14 protein-coding genes and 2 tRNA genes are annotated in these 17,477 nt (G+C 69.7%); 6 read left to right on the top strand and 10 right to left on the bottom strand.

Going from position 1 to position 17,477, the window contains the following annotated elements; genetic code table 11:
- Positions 1–52 precede the first annotated feature (52 nt).
- Together DTO57_RS12470 and DTO57_RS12465 are read right to left on the bottom strand one after the other, a co-directional pair.
- Positions 53–125 (bottom strand) — tRNA-Lys (locus DTO57_RS12470).
- A gap of 46 nt (positions 126–171) precedes the next feature.
- Positions 172–816: an SDR family oxidoreductase gene (locus DTO57_RS12465; protein ID WP_114118553.1), complete on the bottom strand. Its 645-nt coding sequence runs from the start codon at positions 814–816 to the stop codon at positions 172–174.
- 85 nt (positions 817–901) lie between these two features.
- Between DTO57_RS12465 and DTO57_RS12460 the strand changes: the two genes are divergently transcribed.
- Together DTO57_RS12460 and DTO57_RS12455 are read left to right on the top strand one after the other, a co-directional pair.
- Positions 902–1,510 (top strand): rhomboid family intramembrane serine protease, encoded by a 609-nt coding sequence (locus DTO57_RS12460; RefSeq protein ID WP_114118552.1) that lies wholly within the window; start codon positions 902–904, stop codon positions 1,508–1,510.
- A gap of 72 nt (positions 1,511–1,582) precedes the next feature.
- The gene (locus tag DTO57_RS12455) at positions 1,583–2,113 is read left to right on the top strand and encodes a thioesterase family protein (protein ID WP_229730596.1); all 531 of its coding nucleotides are present in this window, start codon (positions 1,583–1,585) and stop codon (positions 2,111–2,113) included.
- A gap of 31 nt (positions 2,114–2,144) precedes the next feature.
- Here DTO57_RS12455 and DTO57_RS12450 read toward each other — a convergent pair whose 3' ends face one another.
- Both DTO57_RS12450 and DTO57_RS12445 read right to left on the bottom strand, forming a co-directional pair.
- Positions 2,145–3,029, bottom strand: a complete 885-nt coding sequence (locus DTO57_RS12450) for an aldo/keto reductase (RefSeq protein WP_114118551.1) — start codon at positions 3,027–3,029, stop codon at positions 2,145–2,147.
- Positions 3,030–3,056: 27 nt separating this feature from the next.
- Complete coding sequence (locus tag DTO57_RS12445) at positions 3,057–4,466, bottom strand: MFS transporter (RefSeq protein ID WP_114118550.1); 1,410 nt, start codon at positions 4,464–4,466, stop codon at positions 3,057–3,059.
- Positions 4,467–4,582: 116 nt separating this feature from the next.
- Between DTO57_RS12445 and DTO57_RS12440 the strand changes: the two genes are divergently transcribed.
- On the top strand, positions 4,583–5,449 hold the full coding sequence (locus DTO57_RS12440; protein WP_114118549.1) for a helix-turn-helix domain-containing protein: 867 nt from the start codon (positions 4,583–4,585) through the stop codon (positions 5,447–5,449).
- Positions 5,450–5,502: 53 nt separating this feature from the next.
- On the opposite strand, the gene DTO57_RS12435 is transcribed toward DTO57_RS12440, so the two are convergent.
- The 4 genes from DTO57_RS12435 to ispG form a co-directional block, all read right to left on the bottom strand.
- Positions 5,503–5,575, bottom strand: a tRNA-Thr gene (locus DTO57_RS12435).
- Between the two features lie 94 nt (positions 5,576–5,669).
- Positions 5,670–7,193: an alpha/beta hydrolase gene (locus tag DTO57_RS12430; protein WP_114118548.1), complete on the bottom strand. Its 1,524-nt coding sequence runs from the start codon at positions 7,191–7,193 to the stop codon at positions 5,670–5,672.
- Positions 7,190–8,341, bottom strand: a complete 1,152-nt coding sequence (locus tag DTO57_RS12425; RefSeq protein ID WP_114118547.1) for a DNA polymerase III subunit delta' — start codon at positions 8,339–8,341, stop codon at positions 7,190–7,192. Before DTO57_RS12425 ends, DTO57_RS12430 begins: the two co-directional genes overlap by 4 nt.
- 56 nt (positions 8,342–8,397) lie before the next feature.
- A complete protein-coding gene (gene ispG / locus DTO57_RS12420; RefSeq protein ID WP_114118685.1) occupies positions 8,398–9,525 on the bottom strand; it encodes a flavodoxin-dependent (E)-4-hydroxy-3-methylbut-2-enyl-diphosphate synthase in 1,128 nt (375 codons plus the stop codon).
- Between the two features lie 236 nt (positions 9,526–9,761).
- Between ispG and DTO57_RS12415 the strand changes: the two genes are divergently transcribed.
- The 3 genes from DTO57_RS12415 to DTO57_RS12405 all read left to right on the top strand — a co-directional run bounded on the left by DTO57_RS12415 (position 9,762) and on the right by DTO57_RS12405 (position 14,295).
- Positions 9,762–11,687: an anthranilate synthase family protein gene (locus DTO57_RS12415; RefSeq protein ID WP_114118546.1), complete on the top strand. Its 1,926-nt coding sequence runs from the start codon at positions 9,762–9,764 to the stop codon at positions 11,685–11,687.
- Between the two features lie 119 nt (positions 11,688–11,806).
- Entirely contained in the window at positions 11,807–13,219 is a 1,413-nt protein-coding gene (locus DTO57_RS12410; RefSeq protein WP_114118545.1) for a phytoene desaturase family protein, read from the top strand.
- A 101-nt stretch (positions 13,220–13,320) separates the two neighbouring features.
- A complete protein-coding gene (locus DTO57_RS12405) occupies positions 13,321–14,295 on the top strand; it encodes a zinc-binding dehydrogenase (RefSeq protein WP_114118544.1) in 975 nt (324 codons plus the stop codon).
- 240 nt (positions 14,296–14,535) lie between these two features.
- On the opposite strand, the gene DTO57_RS12400 is transcribed toward DTO57_RS12405, so the two are convergent.
- Both DTO57_RS12400 and DTO57_RS12395 read right to left on the bottom strand, forming a co-directional pair.
- Entirely contained in the window at positions 14,536–15,819 is a 1,284-nt protein-coding gene (locus DTO57_RS12400; protein WP_114118543.1) for a M50 family metallopeptidase, read from the bottom strand.
- Complete coding sequence (locus DTO57_RS12395) at positions 15,819–17,378, bottom strand: Mur ligase family protein (protein WP_114118684.1); 1,560 nt, start codon at positions 17,376–17,378, stop codon at positions 15,819–15,821. The genes DTO57_RS12400 and DTO57_RS12395 overlap by 1 nt, the downstream gene beginning before the upstream one ends.
- Between the last annotated feature and the right edge of the window lie 99 nt (positions 17,379–17,477).

Genomic DNA, 17,477 nt, shown 5'->3' with positions numbered 1-17,477 from the left:
CGAACGCAGCACCCCGCACGCGATGTACGGGGTGCTGCGTTCGTTTTTACAGTGGGCCCAGCGGGGATCGAACCCGCGACCCGCGGATTAAAAGTCCGATGCTCTGCCAGCTGAGCTATAGGCCCGCAGAAGAGCTTAGTTCACGCCCGCTGTGCGTCCCAATCGAATTGCTCAGGCCGCGATCGCCTCGGCGATCGGCACGGATCCGTTGCCGAAGGCGATCGTGCGACCGATCGTCGACGGATCCGCCAGCGCCGCGGCCGCGACCGCAGCAACGTCGGCGCGGCTCACGCGGCCGTCGCCCGGATCCGCCGTCTCGATGAGGCCCGTCGGCTCGTCGAGCGTCAGCGGGCCGGGGGCGAGGATCGTCCACTCGAGGTCGGTGCCGCGCAGGTGCTCGTCGGCGATCGACTTCGCCTCGGCGTAGGCGTAGAACGAGTTGTCCTCCGGGATGCCGTGGTCGCGGCTCGAGCCGAGGTACGACACCATGACGTAGCGCGAGACGCCGGCGTCGGCCGCCGCGGTCATCGATCGCACGGCGGCGTCGAGGTCGACCGCGCGGGTGCGCTGCGGATCCCCTCCCCCGGCGCCCGCCGACCAGACGATCGCGTCGTGTCCGCGGAAGACCTCGGCGAGCGCCGCCTCGTCGAGAGACTCGATGTCGGCGACCTGCGGGCTCGCGCCCGTCTGGCCGACCTCGTAGGCGTGGTCGGGGTTGCGGATGAGGCTCGTGACCTCGTCGCCGCGTTCGACGAGAAGCGGCGCGAGCCGCATCGCCACCTTGCCGTGTCCGCCGATGATGAGAACGCGTGCCATGGGATCCTCCTCGAGATCTCGGTGTGTGGGTTCCACGCTACGCGGCGCCGCCGCCGCGGGGGCCGTTCGGTGACAGACTGGTGCCATGACCAAGCCGACGCCATCGCCGCGCCGCCCCTTGCTCGAAGCCGCGCTCCAGCCGCTCATCCTGCTGGCCGTCATCTGGGCGGTGCAGATCGTCAACGCGCTCTTCGGGTACCGCCTCAACCGCACCTTCGGCCTCGAGTCGTGGGAGTTCAGCGGGCTGATCGGCATCGTCGGTTCGCCCTTCCTCCACGCCAGCTGGGGCCACATCATCTCGAACAGCGTGCCGTTCGCGATCCTGGGCGTGATCATCGCGTTCGAGGGCTCGCGCCGCTACTGGCTCGTGACGGGCATCACCGCGCTCTCGAGCGGCCTGTTCGCGTGGGTGATCAACTCGCCCCATACCCTTACCGTCGGCGCATCGGGCGTCGTGTTCGGCTACTTCGGCTACCTCATGGTGCGCGCGTTCTTCGCGCCCTCGCTCGGGCGCGGGATCCTCTACGGCGCGATCGCGCTCGTCATCGGCTCGATCTATGGCGTCACGATGCTCACGGGCATCTTCGCCGCGGGCGCCAACATCTCGTGGCAGGGCCACCTCGGCGGCGCGATCGGCGGCGCGATTGCGGCCTACGTCCTGCGCCCGAAACGCAAAGTTGTGGGATCCGCATAACGCTTTCGCGGATCCGTCACGTGCGTCGATAACGTGGCGCGCGTGAACGTACTCTGGCGAACCCTCCTCACCATGCTTCGCGCGAAGCTGCGCCTTCGCCGCGACGGTGCACTCCCCCTCGACGCCGTCACGAAGGTCAGGCTCACGACCCTGCCGACCGATATCGACCTGCTCCGTCACATGAACAACGGCCGATACCTGTCGCTCTTCGACCTCGGCCGGTGGGACATGACGACCCGCACCGGCCTCGGCGACGTCTTCCGCGAGAACGGCTGGTACGCCGTCGTCGCGAACGAGACGATCACCTTCCGCAAGTCGCTGAAGCTCTTCACCCGCTTCGACATCGAGACGCGGTGGATCGGGCACGACGAGCGCGCGCTCTACATGGAGCACCGCGCCGTGGTGAACGGTGAGGTCTACGCGAGCGCGATCATCCGCGGCCGGATCCTCAGCCGCTCGGGCGGATACGTCACGCACGAGCAGCTCTTCGGTGCGCTGGGCTACGAGGACACCCTCCCCGAGGCGCCCCAGTGGGCGCACGACTGGGCCGAGGCGACCCGCCTGCCCTCGACGCGCAAGCCCGCGCCGAGCGTCTGGGAGTAACGGGAGGGCCCATCCGGGCCCTCCCATTGAATTACGCCTCGTCGATGACGACGTCGAAGAACGCGTCGCGGCGCTCGTCCGGATCCGGACCCCCGCGCACGCCCGTGTCGAGCGCGTCGATCCGCGCGAGATCGTCGGTGCTCAGCTCGAAGTCGAACACGTCGAAGTTCTCGGCGATGCGGGCCGGGTTCGTCGACTTGGGGATCACGGAGCGGCGCTGCTGGATGCCCCAGCGGAGCATCACCTGCGCCGGCGACTTGCCGTGCGCCGCGGCGATCTCGCCGATCGTCGGATCCTGCAGCACGCTACGCTTGCCGTCGCCCCAGCCCGGGTAGAACGTGATGCCGCCGATCGGCGACCACGCCTGGGTGAGCACGCCGTGCTTCGCGTTGGCCTCCCGCACATCGCGCTGCGAGAAGTACGGGTGCAGCTCGACCTGGTTGACCGCGGGGACGATCTCGGTCTCCTCGAGCAGGCGCTCGAGGTGGTGGGGCATGAAGTTGCTGACGCCGATGGCGCGCACGCGGCCCTCGCTCAGCAGGGTCTCGAGCGCCTTGTATGCGGCGACGGTCTTCTCGAAGCGCGAGGGAACCGGCTGGTGCAGGGTCAGCAGGTCGAGCGTGTCGATGCCGAGCTTGCCGGTCGACTTCTCGAAGGCGTGCAGCGTCTCGTCGTAGCCGTAGTCCGAGACCCAGACCTTCGTCTCGACGAAGACGTCGTTCCGGTCGACTCCCGAGCGGCGCAGGCCCTCGCCGACCTCGCGCTCGTTGCGGTACGCGGCCGCGGTGTCGATGTGGCGGTATCCGACGCGCAGCGCCTCGGCGACCGCCGCGGCGGTCTCCTCGGGTGCGCTCTGGAAGACGCCGAGCCCGAGCTCGGGCAGGGTCGCGCCGTTATTGAGGATGAGATCAGTCATGCGTTTTTCTCCAATGTGTGGGTGTGGTCAGGGGCGCTTCTTCGTCGCCGGGGCGACGAGGGCGACGGCCACGATGAGGGCGATGAAGAGGAAGATGCTCGCGGTCTCGAGCGCCGTCGAGGCCTCCGACGAGATGGCGAGCGGCGCGTTGTCGATGCCCGACGCCGCGGAGGCGCCGACGGCGACGAGCACGCCGAGGCCGAGCGAGGATCCGACCTGGTGGAACGTGTTCACGATTCCCGAGGCGGCCCCCGCGTCGCTCGCGGTCGCGCCGCGGATGCCGAAGTTCGTCAGGGGCGCGAACGCGAAGCCCTGGCCCACGCCGACGACGAGCATCGGCAGGGCGACGGCCGTGAGGTAGCTGCTGTCGACCGTGATGCGGCTCAGCCAGAAGATTCCCACGAGCGTGAGGGCGACGCCGACGATGAGCGTCGCCGCGTCGCCGAACCGGCGGGAGATCCGCGGGATGAAGACCGCCACCGCGAAGTTCACGAGCGTCATCGGAAGGAAGGCGAGCCCGGCCTGCAGGGCCGAGAAGCCGAGCGCCTCCTGCATGTACTGGCTGAGGAAGAAGAAGAACCCGATCATCGTCGCCATGTACAGCAGGCGCGCGACGTAGGCGCCCGTGCGGACGCGGCTCGCGAAGAGGCGCAGCGGCATGATCGGCTGCGCCGCGCGCGCCTCGGCGAACACGAAGGCCGCGAGGATCACGGCCGCGGCGATGAAGCCGGCGATCGTGGCCGGCGTTCCCCACCCGTTTTCGGCCGCGTTGAGGATCGCGAAGACGAGGGATCCGATGCCGAGCGTCGAGGTGATGGCTCCCGCGATGTCGAAGCGGCCGGGCAGCTTCGGCGTGTGCGGCAGGTACTTCGGCGCGAGGAGGATCATCGCGAGCCCGATCGGGACGTTGATGAAGAAGCCCGCGCGCCACGAGAACCACGAGGCGGCGGCGCCGCCCACGACGAGGCCGAGGCTCGCGCCGATGCCCGCGGTCGCCGAATACCAGGCCACCGCGCGGGTGCGCTCCTCCCCCTCGAAGCTGACGGTGATGAGCGAGAGAGCCGACGGCGCGACGATCGCCGCGCCGATGCCCTGCAGGGCGCGCGCCGAGATGATCCACCACGCGGCCGGCGAGAGGGCGATCAGAAGCGAGGCCACCGCGAAGACGACGAGGCCAAAGATGAATACGGGCTTGCGCCCGAGGATGTCGCCGGCGCGGGCGCCGAGCAGGAGCAGGCCGCCGAAGACGAGCGTGTAGGCGTCCTGCACCCAGGCGAGTTCCGCCGACGAGAGCCCCAGGTCAGCCTGGAGGCTCGGTAGCGCGGTGAAGATGACCGAGTTGTCGAGCAGGATCATGAAATAACTGACCAGCACGATGGTCAGGATCGCGCGCTTGTGGAGCGTGCCCGTCGGCGCGGTGGCGGTGTTCGTACTCATTGATTCTCCCTTTCCTCATCTATGCCACCACCGCGCCGAGCCCCGTAACAGTGACGGGTATCCCAGGTACTGGCAGACCCTCCCTCGCGCGCCGATCACGGGCTAGCGTGGGTGCGATGGATCACCGCAATGAGGTTCGCGAGTTCCTGTCGACTCGCCGAGGCCGTATCACCCCCGACATGGCAGGCCTGCCCGCATTCGGCGGCAACCGGCGCGTGCCCGGGCTCCGCCGCGAGGAGGTCGCGCTGCTCGCCGGCGTGAGCGTCGACTACTACACGCGCCTCGAGCGCGGCGACCTCTCGGGTGCCTCCGATGCCGTGCTCGAGGCCCTCGCCCGCGCGCTACAGCTCGACGAGGCCGAGTCGGCCCACCTCTTCGACCTCGCGCGCACGGCGAACGCCTCCCCCGTCATGCGCAAGCCGCGCAAGCGCGCGAACGCGATCCGCCCGAGCATCCAGCGGCTGCTCGACGCGATCACCGACGCACCGGCTCTGGTGCGCAACGGCTACTACGACTACGTCGCGACGAACCGCATGGGCCGCGCGCTCTACGCCCCGGTGCTCGCGTCGCCGGATCCGAACGCCGCCCGCTTCGCGTTTCTGAACCCCGCCGCGCAGGACTTCTATGTCGACTGGGATAAGAACACCCAGGAGCTGGTCGCGGCGATGCGCGGCGATGCCGGGCGCAACCCCTTCGACAAGCGCCTCACCGACCTCATCGGCGAGCTCTCGACGCGCTCGGAACGCTTCCGCACGCTCTGGGCCGCCCACAACGTGCGCTACCACCGCACCGGGGTCAAGCGCATGAACCACCCCGTCGTCGGCGAGCTCGAGCTCAGCTACGAGGCGTTCGAGCTGCCCGCGGATCCGGGTTTCATGCTCGCGACCTACACGGCCGAGCCCGGATCCGCGTCCGCGGACGCGCTGCGGATGCTCGGCAGCTGGGCGGCGACGCAGGAGGCCGCCGCGGAGCTCGCATCGTAGCATCGAGCAAACGACAAGAGGCCTCCGGTAAGAACCGGAGGCCTCTTTAGCTGAGCCACCTGTGGGATTCGAACCCACGACCTATTCATTACGAGTGAATCGCTCTACCAACTGAGCTAAGGCGGCATTCCCGCGCCGCGTGAGCGGCACGAGTATTCATGTTACTCGCTCGTGCGGGCGCGCGCGAATCGGTCGCGATTCCCGGGCGTGCCGCCGCCCGTCACGAGCAGACCAGGCCCTCCTCCGGCATCGTGCCGTCGATGAGGAAGGACTCGATCGCGTCGTCGATGCACGCGCTTCCGGATCCGTAGGCCGTGTGCCCCTCACCCTCGCGGGTCAGCAGCTGGCCCGACTCGAGCTCGTCGGCGAGCGCCTCCGCCCAGGCGAACGGCGTCGCCGGGTCGCCCGTCGTGCCCACGACGAGGATCGGGGCCGCGCCGGCCGCCGTGATCTCGCCGCGCTCGCCCGTCGGCGGAACCGGCCAGTACTGGCACGGGTCGGCGCCCAGCATGTACTGCCACGTGATCGGCGCGTTCTCGGCGAGGTATTCCTCGTCGGCCTGGTACTGCTCTTCGGTCTCAACCGGGTAGTCCATGCAGTTGTAGGCTGTGAACGCCTCGGTCGAGTTCGAGAGGTAGCCGCCGCCCTGCGCACGCTCGTTGTAGAAGTCGGCGAGGTACATCGCCATCTCGGGGTCGCCCTCGGATGCTCCGCTCAGCGCCTCAGTCAGCGTCGGCCAGTTCTGCTCGTTGTAGAGCGCCACGACGATGCCGAGCATCATCGCGTCGCCGCCGAGCTCGCGCCCGTCTTGCGTAGGCAGCGGCGATCGGTCGAGGCGCGCCAGCAGCGAGGCGACGCCGTCGTAGGCCTGGTCGAGCGTGCCGCGGAAGGGGCAGGCCGACGAGTCGAGGCACGCCTCGAGGTAGGAGCCGAGCGACTTCTCGAACGCGACGACCTGCGAGCGCCCGACCTCGCTCGACGAGACCGCCGGATCCATCGCGCCGTCGAGCACGAGGTTGCCGGTGTTCTCGGGGAACAGCTCGGCGTACGTCGCGCCAAGGAAGGTGCCGTACGAGAAGCCGAGGTAGTCGAGCTTCGTGTCGCCCAGCACGCCGCGCAGCAGGTCCATGTCGCGCGCCGACTGCTCGGTCGTGATGAACGGCAGGAGGTCACCGGACGAGTCGTCGCAGCCCTCGGCAAACGTCTTGGCCGACGCCTCGAGGTCGGCCTCCCACTCGTCGGATCCGCGCGTGCCCGACGGGATGTCGTAGAGGTACGCGTCCATCGCGTCGGCGTCGAGGCACGTGACGGGCGTCGACTCCCCCACCCCGCGCGGGTCGAAGCCCACGATATCGAACGTGTCGAGCAGCGCCTCGCCGAAGCCGTCGTAGTCGATCGACGACTGCACGTATTCGATACCGGATCCGCCCGGGCCGCCGGGGTTCACGAGCAGCGAGCTCTTGGGCTCTGCGGGGCGATCGGCCGGACGCGTCATCGCGAGCTCGATCGTGCCGTCGTCGGGGTTGGCCCAGTCGCGGGGCGCGTCGATCGTCGCGCATTCGAAGCCGTCGGCGCAGTCTTCCCACTCGGGCTGCTGCTCGTAGAACGACAGCAGCTCGTCGGGCACGCCGTCGGTGACGGGTGGCTTGTTCGGCACCTCGTCGCGGTCGGGCTCGGGGGTGCACGCCGCGGTGGCGGCGAGCAGGCCGACGGTGGCAAGGACGGCAAGAAGTCGACGGGTCACGGTTTCCTTCCGGTGACGACGGTGAGGAGCAGGCTCTCGAAGGCGAGCGCCGGCTGCACGTTGCGTTCGAGCGCGACGCGGGTCTCGGCGAGGTGGTCGAGGATCGTGAGCGTGCGCTCCGGCGTCCACTTCTCGGCTTTGACGCGCATCTCGTCGAGGTATTCGAGGTTGATGAGGGCGTTCTCGCGGCCGAGCTGCACGAGCACGATGTCGCGGAACAGCGATTGCAGGTCGGTCAGTACGCGATCGAGCCCGTCGCGCACGCTGCGCTTCGAGCGCTTGTCCTGCTCGTCGGTGAGGGCGCGCAGCTGGCTGCGCACCGGCGGCGGGATCCGGGCGCCCTCGGCGACGCCGACGGTGCGCAGGAAGGCGGCCTTCTCGGCCTCGTCGCGCTCGATCGTGAGCGCCTTCGCGTCGTCGTTCGCCGCAGTCACGATGCGGGCCGCGACGTCGACGACGCCACCCACGCCCTTGAGCGCCAGCACGTCGCGCATCGTCTCGTCGCGGCGGATGCGCGACGCCTCGTCGGTCACGAGCCGCTGCGCCATGCCGATGTGGCGCTGCGCGTGACGGGCCGACTGCTCGGCGAGCACCGGATCCGCCCCTGTGCGCGCCATGAGCAGACTCGCGACGTCGCTCGTCTCGAGCTCGCGCAGGCGAAGCATGCGAACGCGCGAGCGGATCGTCGGCAGGAGGTCGGCGTCGCTCGGCGCGCACAGCACCCAGATCGTCTGCTCCGGCGGCTCCTCGAGGGCCTTCAGCAGCACGTTGGATGTGCGCTCGACCATGCGATCGGCGTCTTCGATGATGACGACGCGGTACCGGCCCGCGCTCGGCGCGTAGTACGAGCGTTCGACCACCTCGCGAGCGTCGTCGATCCTGATGATCACGCCCTCGGTCTTCAGCAGCGTGAGGTCGGGATGGGTGCCGGCGAGCACCTGTTTCATCGTCGCCTCGTCGTGCTCGCCGTCGGCGATCAGCGCCGCCGCGAAGGCGCGCGCGAGCGTCGAGCGACCGGATCCGGGAGGGCCCGTCAGGAGCCAGCCGTGTGCGAGCTTCGACGGATCGGCCGCGGCCTCACGCAACACCTCGACGGCGGCCTCCTGGCCGAGGGCGTCGCCCCAGGGAACGGCGGGTGCTGTGGTCATGGATCCAGCCTACGGGGGACGTCCGACACGCGAAGCGGCGGTGTGTCGGGCGGCGCTTAGGCGGTGATGACCTGCGCGGTACCGAGCTGTGCGTCGGGGCCCATCTCGTCGGCGAGGCGGTTGGCCTCCTCGATGAGCGTCTGCACGATCTCCGACTCGGGCACGGTCTTGATGACCTCGCCCTTCACGAAGATCTGGCCCTTGCCGTTGCCGCTCGCGACGCCGAGGTCGGCGTCGCGCGCCTCGCCCGGGCCGTTCACGACGCAGCCCATGACGGCGACGCGCAGCGGAACGGTCATGCCCTCGAGGCCCTTCGTGACCTCCTCGGCGAGCGTGTACACGTCGACCTGTGCGCGACCGCACGAGGGGCACGACACGATCTCGAGCGTGCGCTCGCGCAGGTTCAGCGACTGCAGGATCTGGTGGCCGACCTTGACCTCCTCGGCGGGCGGTGCCGAGAGCGAGACGCGGATCGTGTCGCCGATGCCCTCGCCCAGCAGGATGCCGAAGGCGGTGGCCGACTTGATGGTGCCCTGGAAGGCGGGGCCGGCCTCGGTCACGCCGAGGTGAAGCGGCCAGTCGCCGCGCTCGGCGAGCATGCGGTAGGCCTGCACCATGACGACGGGGTCGTTGTGCTTCACGGAAATCTTGAAGTCGTGGAAGTCGTGCTCCTCGAACAGCGAGGCCTCCCACACGGCCGACTCGACGAGCGCCTCCGGCGTCGCCTTGCCGTACTTCTCGAGCAGGCGGCGGTCGAGGGATCCGGCGTTCACGCCGATACGCAGCGAGACGCCCGCGTCCTTCGCGGCCTTCGCGATCTCGCCGACCTTGTCGTCAAACTTGCGGATGTTGCCGGGGTTCACGCGCACCGCGCCGCAGCCGGCGTCGATCGCCTCGAACACGTACTTCGGCTGGAAGTGGATGTCGGCGATGACCGGGATCTGGCTCTTCATCGCGATGATCTTCAGCGCCTCGGCGTCCTTATCGGTCGGACACGCGACGCGAACGATCTCGCAACCCGACGCCGTCAGCTCTGCGATCTGCTGAAGGGTCGCGTTGATGTCGTGGGTCTTCGTCGTGGTCATCGACTGCACGCTCACGGGCGCACCGCCGCCGACCTTCACCTTTCCCACGTTGATCTGGCGCGACTTGCGACGCGGCGCAAGGGTCTGGGCGGTGGGCATACCGAGGTTCACTGCTGGCACGCCTCCAAGACTACGCCGCGCGGCCGACAACCTCGCTCTAGTTGCACGGATCCTCAGGGAGTGTGTAGCGTCAGTCATATGTTCACGAACCTCACCTGGTGGCGCGCCTCGTAGGCGGCCCGTTTCGTGAACCCAATTTCTAACGACCGCCCCTTCACCAGGCGGTCGTTTCGTTTTATGCGCGGCCTCCGCCCCAGATAGATAGAGAGACCCCCTTGGCTGAGACCCCCGTATCCCTCATCTCCGCGCTCGCGGCGGATCCCTCCCGCTCGTTCGCCCTCATAGCGCGCGACGGCGCCGAGACCGTCGAGGTGCTGACCGGCCCCATCGTCGACGTCGACAAGCTGGCCGACATCCCCCTGACGGCCGCCGACGGATCCGCGCAGGAGGTTCTCGCGATGGTGCCGTACCGGCAGGTCGCCGAGCGCGGCTTCGAGGCGCACGATGACGGCGCGCCGCTGCGCTGCCTCGTCGTCGAAAACCACGACCGGATCCCGTCGGCCGATGTGCTCGCCGAGCTGCCGACGGCGCAGGTGCCGCTGACGGACGCGGGCTTCGACATCGACGACGAGAGCTACGCCGCGATCGTGCGCACCGTGATCCGCGACGAGATCGGCCGCGGCGAGGGCGCCAACTTCGTGATCCGCCGCGACTACCGCGCGAACGTCGACGCGGATCCGCGGATCGCCGCCCTCACGTGGTTCCGCGCCTTGCTCGAGCACGAGCGCGGTGCGTACTGGACCTTCGCGATCGTCACCCCCGACCACATCGCCGTGGGCGCGAGCCCCGAGGCGCACGTGACGGCGAAGAGCGACGGATCCGCCGCCCGCGTCGTCGAGATGAACCCGATCTCGGGCACCTTCCGCCACCCCGCCGGTGGCGCGACCGTCGAGACGCTCAGCGCCTTCCTTCGCGACACGAAGGAGACCGAGGAGCTGTTCATGGTCGTCGACGAGGAGCTCAAGATGATGAGCGCCGTCTGCAGCGACGGCGGCCGCATCACGGGCCCGCACCTCAAGGAGATGTCGCGCCTCACGCACACGGAATACGTGCTCCGCGGCCGCTCGCAGATGGATCCGCGCGACATCCTCCGCGAGACGATGTTCGCCCCGACCGTCACGGGCTCGCCGATGCAGAACGCCTGCACCGTGATCCGCCGCCACGAGACGACGCCGCGCGGCTACTACTCGGGCGTCGCCGCCCTGTTCACGCCCACCGTATCGGGCCACGACCTCGACGCGCCGATCCTTATTCGCACCGCCTACATCGAACAGGGCCAGCTGCGTGTGCCGGCCGGCGCGACGCTCGTGCGCCACAGCGACCCGTACGGCGAGGTCGCCGAGACCCACGGCAAGGCCGCCGGCGTGCTCGGCGCGATCGGCGCGATCCCGCGCCAGGCGACGACGGTCGACGAGGACGCCCCCGGATCCGAGCCGCGCCGCCTGTCCGAGGATCCGGAGATCGCCGAGCTCCTCGCCTCCCGCAACTCGCGCCTCGCCCCGTTCTGGATGGAAGACCAGTCCGGATCCGCCGCCGCGCCCCTCTCGGGCCACCGCGCCCTCGTCGTCGACGCGGAGGACCGCTTCACGACGATGCTCGCGCATCAGCTGCGCCACCTCGGCCTCGAGGTCGACATCGAGCACTGGTCGACCGTCACCGACGCGCAGATCGACGCGGCCGAGCTCGTCGTCTCGGGCCCCGGCCCCGGGGATCCGCTCGACGGCGACAGCCCCCGCGTCGCCCGCCTGCGCGACGTCGTCTCGCGCCGCCTCGCCGCGCACAGCCCGCTAATCGCGGTGTGCCTGAGCCACCAGGTGCTCGCGACAGCCCTCGGGCTGTCGATCGCGCCGCTCGCGTCGCCGCACCAGGGCCTGCAGCTGACGGTCGACGTGTTCGGTGAGCCCGCCGCCATCGGTTTCTACAACACATTCACGGCGCGCGTGCTGCCCGGGGTCGCGAAGCTCACGCCCAGCACCAGCCGGTGCGACGCGGGCGAGGTCGAGATCGCGGCGAGCACCGACGGCGACGTGTACGCGCTCCGCGGCAAGGGCTTCGCGAGCGTGCAGGGCCACCTCGAGTCGATCCTGTCGCGCGACGGCATCCGCACGCTCGAGCGCCTCGTCACGCACGCGCTGGCGTAGCGCCGCGGCGCCCGGCGCCGCCTCACCCCGCCGAAAGAACAAGGTTTACGCGAACGCCTACGTTATTTCGTATCCGTTCGCGTAAACCTTGTGCGCTCGGCGCGCCCTAGGCTGGGGTTATGAGCGCATACGATGTCGACGCCGTGATCGTCGGCTCCGGGCCCAACGGGCTCGTGGCCGCCGTGACCCTCGCCGAGGCGGGATGGCGAGTCGTCATCTACGAGGCGCAGGACACCCCGGGCGGCGGCCTCCGCAGCGAGGAGGTCACCCTCCCCGGATTTCTCCACGACTGCTGCGCCTCGAACCACCCGATGGCGCTGTCGTCGCCCGCATTCCGCGAGCTCGGCCTCGAGCGCGAGGGCCTCGCCTTCGCGCAGAACGACATCCCGCTCGCCCACCCCATCCGCCCCGGCGAGACCGGCTACCTGCGGCGCAGCGCCGCCGAGACGGCCGCAGGTTTCGGATCCGATGAGAAGCTCTGGCGCGCCGTCATGGGCACCTTCGGCGACCGGTGGAAGCAGCTCGGCCGCGCGATCGGCAACCCCCTGCGCCCGACGCCCGACCTCATCGCCCTCGGAGCCGCGAGCGTCTGGCCGACGCCGTGGCTCCTGAAGCTCCTGCGCGACGAGCGCAGCCGCGCCGTGCTGTCGGGCCTCGCAGCGCACTCGATCGTCGACCTGCGCCAGCCCGCGACGGCGCTCGTGGGCGTCGCGCTCGGCGCCTTCGCCCACGGCGTCGGCTGGCCCGTCGCCGTCGGTGGCACGCGGTCGATCGCCGATGCCCTAATCGCACGCCTCACCTCCCTCGGCGGCGAGATCATCACGGGCACCCGCGTGGCCCGGATCGAGGATCTCCCCCGCGCCCGCGCCGTCCTCCTCGACACCTCCCCGCGCGATGCGCTGAAGATTGCCGGCCACCGGTTCAGCGCCTCCTACGCGAACTCCCTGCACCGGATGCGGTACGGATCCGCCGCCTACAAGGTCGACTGGGCGCTCGACGGCGAGGTGCCGTGGGTCGACGAGGAGCTCCGCGACGCCGGCTTCGTGCACCTCGGCGGCCCCGCCGAGCAGGTCATCGAGGCCGAGCGCCTCGTCGCGAAGGGCCGCATGCCCGACGAGCCGTTCCTGCTGCTCTCGCAGGCGTCGAAGCTGGATCCGTCGCGCGCGCCCGAGGGCAAGAGCGCGTTCGGCGGCTACGCGCACGTGCCGTTCGGATTCGACGGCGACATCACCGACGCGATCGAGGCGCGGATCGAGAAGTTCGCCCCTGGCTTCCGCGACCGGATCCTCGCCCGGCACGTCACGGATCCGCGCGCGCTCGAGGCCCGCAACGCGAACCTCGTGGGCGGTGCGATCGACGGCGGCGTGCCCGACCTGTTCCAGCTCATCGCGCGCCCGCGGCTGAGCCTCAACCCGGCCGAGACGAGCGACCCCGGGATCTTCCTCTGCTCGGCCTCGACGGTTCCGGGCCCTGGCGTGACTGGCATGCCGGGCCGCCTCGCCGCGCAGCTGGCGATGAAGCGCCTCGGCTAACTGTTGGGTCGCCAAAAAATGCCGCCTCCGAGCGGCATTTTCTGGCGACCCTCACAGCTTCGTGCAGGAATGAGTGGCGCCGGGCGGGCGCTACACCCCGTATGCGTGCATTGATCCATCACACTTTCGCTGAACCCGCCTCCGCCCTCAAGGTCGAGGAGGTTCCGGATCCCGTCGCCGGCCCCGGCGAGGCCGTCGTCCAGATGACCTCTTCTGCGATCCACAATCACGACCTGCTGACCGTCTCGGGTGACTACGGCTTCAAGCCCGAGTTACCCGCCCGTTCCGGCACCGAGGCGACCGGAACCGTCATCGCCGTCGGCGAGGGCGTCACGAACGTCGCCGTCGGCCAGCGCGTCGTCGGCAACACCTTCGGCGTCTGGGCCGAGAAGTTTGTCATTCGGGCCGCGGCCCTCATCCCCGTGCCCGACGCGATCTCGGACGATTCGGCCGCCCAGCTCGTCTCGATGCCCGCGAGCGCGCTCGCGCTGCTCAACACCCTCGGCGTGGACGAGGGCGATTGGATCATCCAGAACGCCGCCGGCGGCGCCGTCGGCCGCCTCGTCGCGCAGTTCGCGAAGAGCCGCGGCATCAACGTCGTGGGCCTCGTGCGCCGCACCGACGCGATCGCCGAGCTCACCGGATCCGGCATCACCGGCATCGTCGCGACCGACCAGGCCGACTGGCGCGACCGCGTCGTCGAGCTGACGGGCGGCGCCCCGATCGTGCGCGGCGTCGACTCGGTCGGCGGATCCGCGACCGGCGACCTGCTCTCTGTGCTCGCCGACGGCGCGCGCCTCAGCCTCTTCGGCGGCATGGGATCGTGGAACTTCGAGGGGTCGATGAACGACGTCATCTTCCGCGGCATCACGATCGATGGCTTCTGGGGATCCAAGGTCATGCCCGCACTCAGCGCCGAGGAGCGCACGGCGCTGTTCGGCGAGATCCTGACGAAGGTCGCGACGGGCGCGATCACGCTGCCCGTCGACGGATCCTTCGCCTTCGCCGACATCGCGGACGCCGTCGCGGCCCACAACCGCAAGGGCCGCATCGGCAAGATCCTCCTCCACCCGTAACCCCACCGGGCCCGGGGCTTCGCCCCGGCCCCTCCCCGCGAGATCTCACCCATCTCGCGAGGTCTCACCCAATTCAGTGAGATCTCAACAAAAGAGTGAGACCTCGCGGAATCGGGTGGCACCTACCAAAGTCACTCCCTCGCGAGGTCTCACCTTTTTCGCGAGGTCTCACCCATTTCAGTGCGATCTCGCGAAAAGAGTGCGATCTCGCGGGAATGGGGCCCGCGGAAAAGAGACTCGTTAGCCGCCGAAGAGGTCGACAGGGTTGAAGATGTCGGCAGCGAAGAGCAACGCGCTCATGCCGACCATGAGCACGACCATCACGAGGGTGAGCGGCACGAGGCGCGTGGCGTCGGCCGGTGCGGGCTCGGGGCGCCCCGCAATGCGCGCGAAGAGGCGCTTGATGCCATCCCAGAGCGCGATGACGACGTGGCCGCCGTCGAGCGGCAGCAGCGGAATCAGATTGAACACCATCAGCGCGATGTTGAGCGCCGCGATGAGGTTCACGAGCACGGCCACTCGGTCGAGGATCGGGGCCGGCGTCGAGGCGATCTCGCCCGCGATGCGGCCGACGCCGATGACGCTGATCGGCCCGTCGGGATCGCGGTCGGCACCCGTGACGAGGTCGACGGCGATGTCGTAGAGCTTCACCGGCAGGTGCACGATGACGTTCGCGACCGAGCCGACGCTGTCGATGGCCTCTTCCGTTCCGGCCCACAGCGGCTGCCGCACGCGGTCGTAGACGGGGCTGAAGCCGACGAATCCGACCTCGTCGGTGACGAGCTCGCCCGAGTCGTCGGTGTACGTGTTCGACGCGAGGATCGGCGTGATCTGCAGCGTCTGCGCGGATCCGTCGCGCAGGATCTCGACGTCGAGCGTCTGGTCGGCGTGCGTGCGCACGATGGCCGAGGCCTCGTCGAAGTTCGCGACCTCGACGCCGTCGATGGCGGTGATGGTGTCGCCCGGAAGCAGCCCCGACTCCGCCGCGGGCGTGGGGGTGTCGCCCTGCGCGCAGGTCGTCTGCGTGGATCCGGCGGGCAGCACGCACTCCGACACGCTCGCGACCGTCGCGGTTGCCTGCGTGATGCCGATGCCGCTCAGCAGCACCGTGAACGCGACGATCGCGAGCACGAAGTTCATGAACGGTCCGCCGAGCATCACGACGACGCGCTTCCACGTCGACTGGCTATAGAGCGTGCGTCCGCCCGCGGCCTCGATCGTCTCGTCGTTCTGCTCGCGAGCGTCCTGCACGAGCGTCGCGAAAAGGCGCGGCTTCTTGCCTGTTCCGGGAGGGTACATGCCCGCGATCGAGATGAACCCGCCGAGCGGCAGCGCCCGGAACCCGTACTCCGTCTCGCCGATCTTCTTCGACCACAGGCGCGGCCCAAAGCCGATCATGTACTGGCCCACGTGCACCCCGAAGAGCTTCGCGGGCACGATGTGTCCGAGCTCGTGCAGGGCGATCGACAGGCCGAGCCCGATCAGCATGACGAGCACGCCGACGACGAAGAGAATGACGGTCATCAGTCGCCGTAGGGGTTCGGCCAGACGCGCTCGGGGGCGTCGTAACCCGCGGCGATGAGGGCGCGGCGCGAGAGCTCACGGGCCGAGTACGACCACTGGGTGCCCTCGATGTCGCGGTAGTTTTGGTGGCCGGGGCCGCACCAGACGATCGCGTCGCCGTCGCCCGCGAGCGAGACGGCCGTCACGATGGCGGCCTCGGGCGGAGACACCTCGTAGAGCTCGTGCGCCGGATCCACGTCGCGAGCGGCCTCGACCAGCGTGCGGCGGATCGACTCGGCGTTCTCGAAGCGCGGATGGTGGTCGGTGATGACGAGGATGTCGGATCCCTCCACCGCCGTGCGCGACATGTCGTAGCGCTTGGTCGCGTCGCGGTCGCCGTCGGCGCCGAAGAGCATGATGACCTTGCCGGGCGTGACGCGGCGCACGGCCGCGAGCGTCTTCACGAACGCGTCGGGCGTGTGACCGAAATCGACGTAGACGGCCGGGCCGGCGGATCCGGAAACCAGCTGGGTGCGGCCGGGCACCCAGGCGCGGATCCCGTCGGCGAGCGCCGCGCGGATCCGCTGCCAGTCGTATCCCGCCTCGAGCATCATGACGATGCCGAGGCCCGCGTTCGCGGCCATGTGCGCGCCGATGACGGGCACGACGGTCTCGAGGGATCCGGCGGGGCCGGTCAGACGGAATCCGGTGCCAGCCTGCGCCTCCGAGGTGACCTCGACGTGCCAGTCGGCCGCGGCGTAGGCCTCCTCCGTGGCGATGCCGCGGGTCGCTATCGTCGTCACGGGGATGTCGGCCTCGGCTGCGATGCGCAGCCCAGGCTCGGAGTCGAACGACACGACACCGCGGCGGCTGCGGTCGGCGTGGAAGAGCGGAGCCTTCGCCTGGTAGTAGGTCTCCATGTCGCCGTAGTCGTCGAGGTGGTCGTGCGTGAGGTTCGTGAATCCCATGACGTCCCACACGACACCGTCGACGCGGTGACGGGTGACGGCCTGGGCGCTGACCTCGACGGCAAAGGCCTCGACGTTCTTCTCGCGCATGCGCGCGATGAGGGCGTGCAGCTCGCTCGCCTCGGGGCTCGTGAGGCCGGCGACGACGCGCTCGCCCGCGACGACGCGCTCGGCGGAGGTCGAGGCCCCGGCGACGACGCCGATCTGGGTGAGCATGCCCTCGAGCAGGTGGGTGACGCTCGTCTTGCCGTTGGTACCCGTCGTGGCGAGCAGCAGCGGGCGCTCGACGTCGGTGCGGTAGACGGCCTGTGCGACGGCGGCGAGCGCGCCCCGCGGATCCTCGACGACGAGTGCCGGGAGGCCCGACGGGGCCGCGATCGCGGCGCCCTCGGCGTCGGTGAGGATCGCGGATGCCCCGTTCGCGGCGGCGGTCTCGGCGAACTCGGCGCCGTGCCGGTTGACGCCGCGGATGGCGACGAACATGTCGCCGGGTGCGAGGTCGTTCGACGACACGGTGACGCCCGTCACCTCCGCCTCGTCCGAAGCGGATCCGCCCGTCAGGGCGGCAAGGTCAGTGAGGCGGCTGGTGGTGGGCCGCTCGGGGCGCAGCATCACGGGTGGTGTGCGGCGGATGCGAGGCGTGTCGATCACGCCTGTCATCGTCTCACGCCCCGTTCCGAGATCGGCTGAATGGTGCCCCGTACATAACGA

The sequence above is a fragment of the Microbacterium sorbitolivorans genome (genome assembly GCF_003327285.1).
Taxonomy (GTDB): Bacteria; Actinomycetota; Actinomycetes; order Actinomycetales; family Microbacteriaceae; genus Microbacterium; species Microbacterium sorbitolivorans.
Note: the sequence above shows the minus strand (reverse complement) of the source record. Positions and strands in the feature narration are given on the sequence as shown.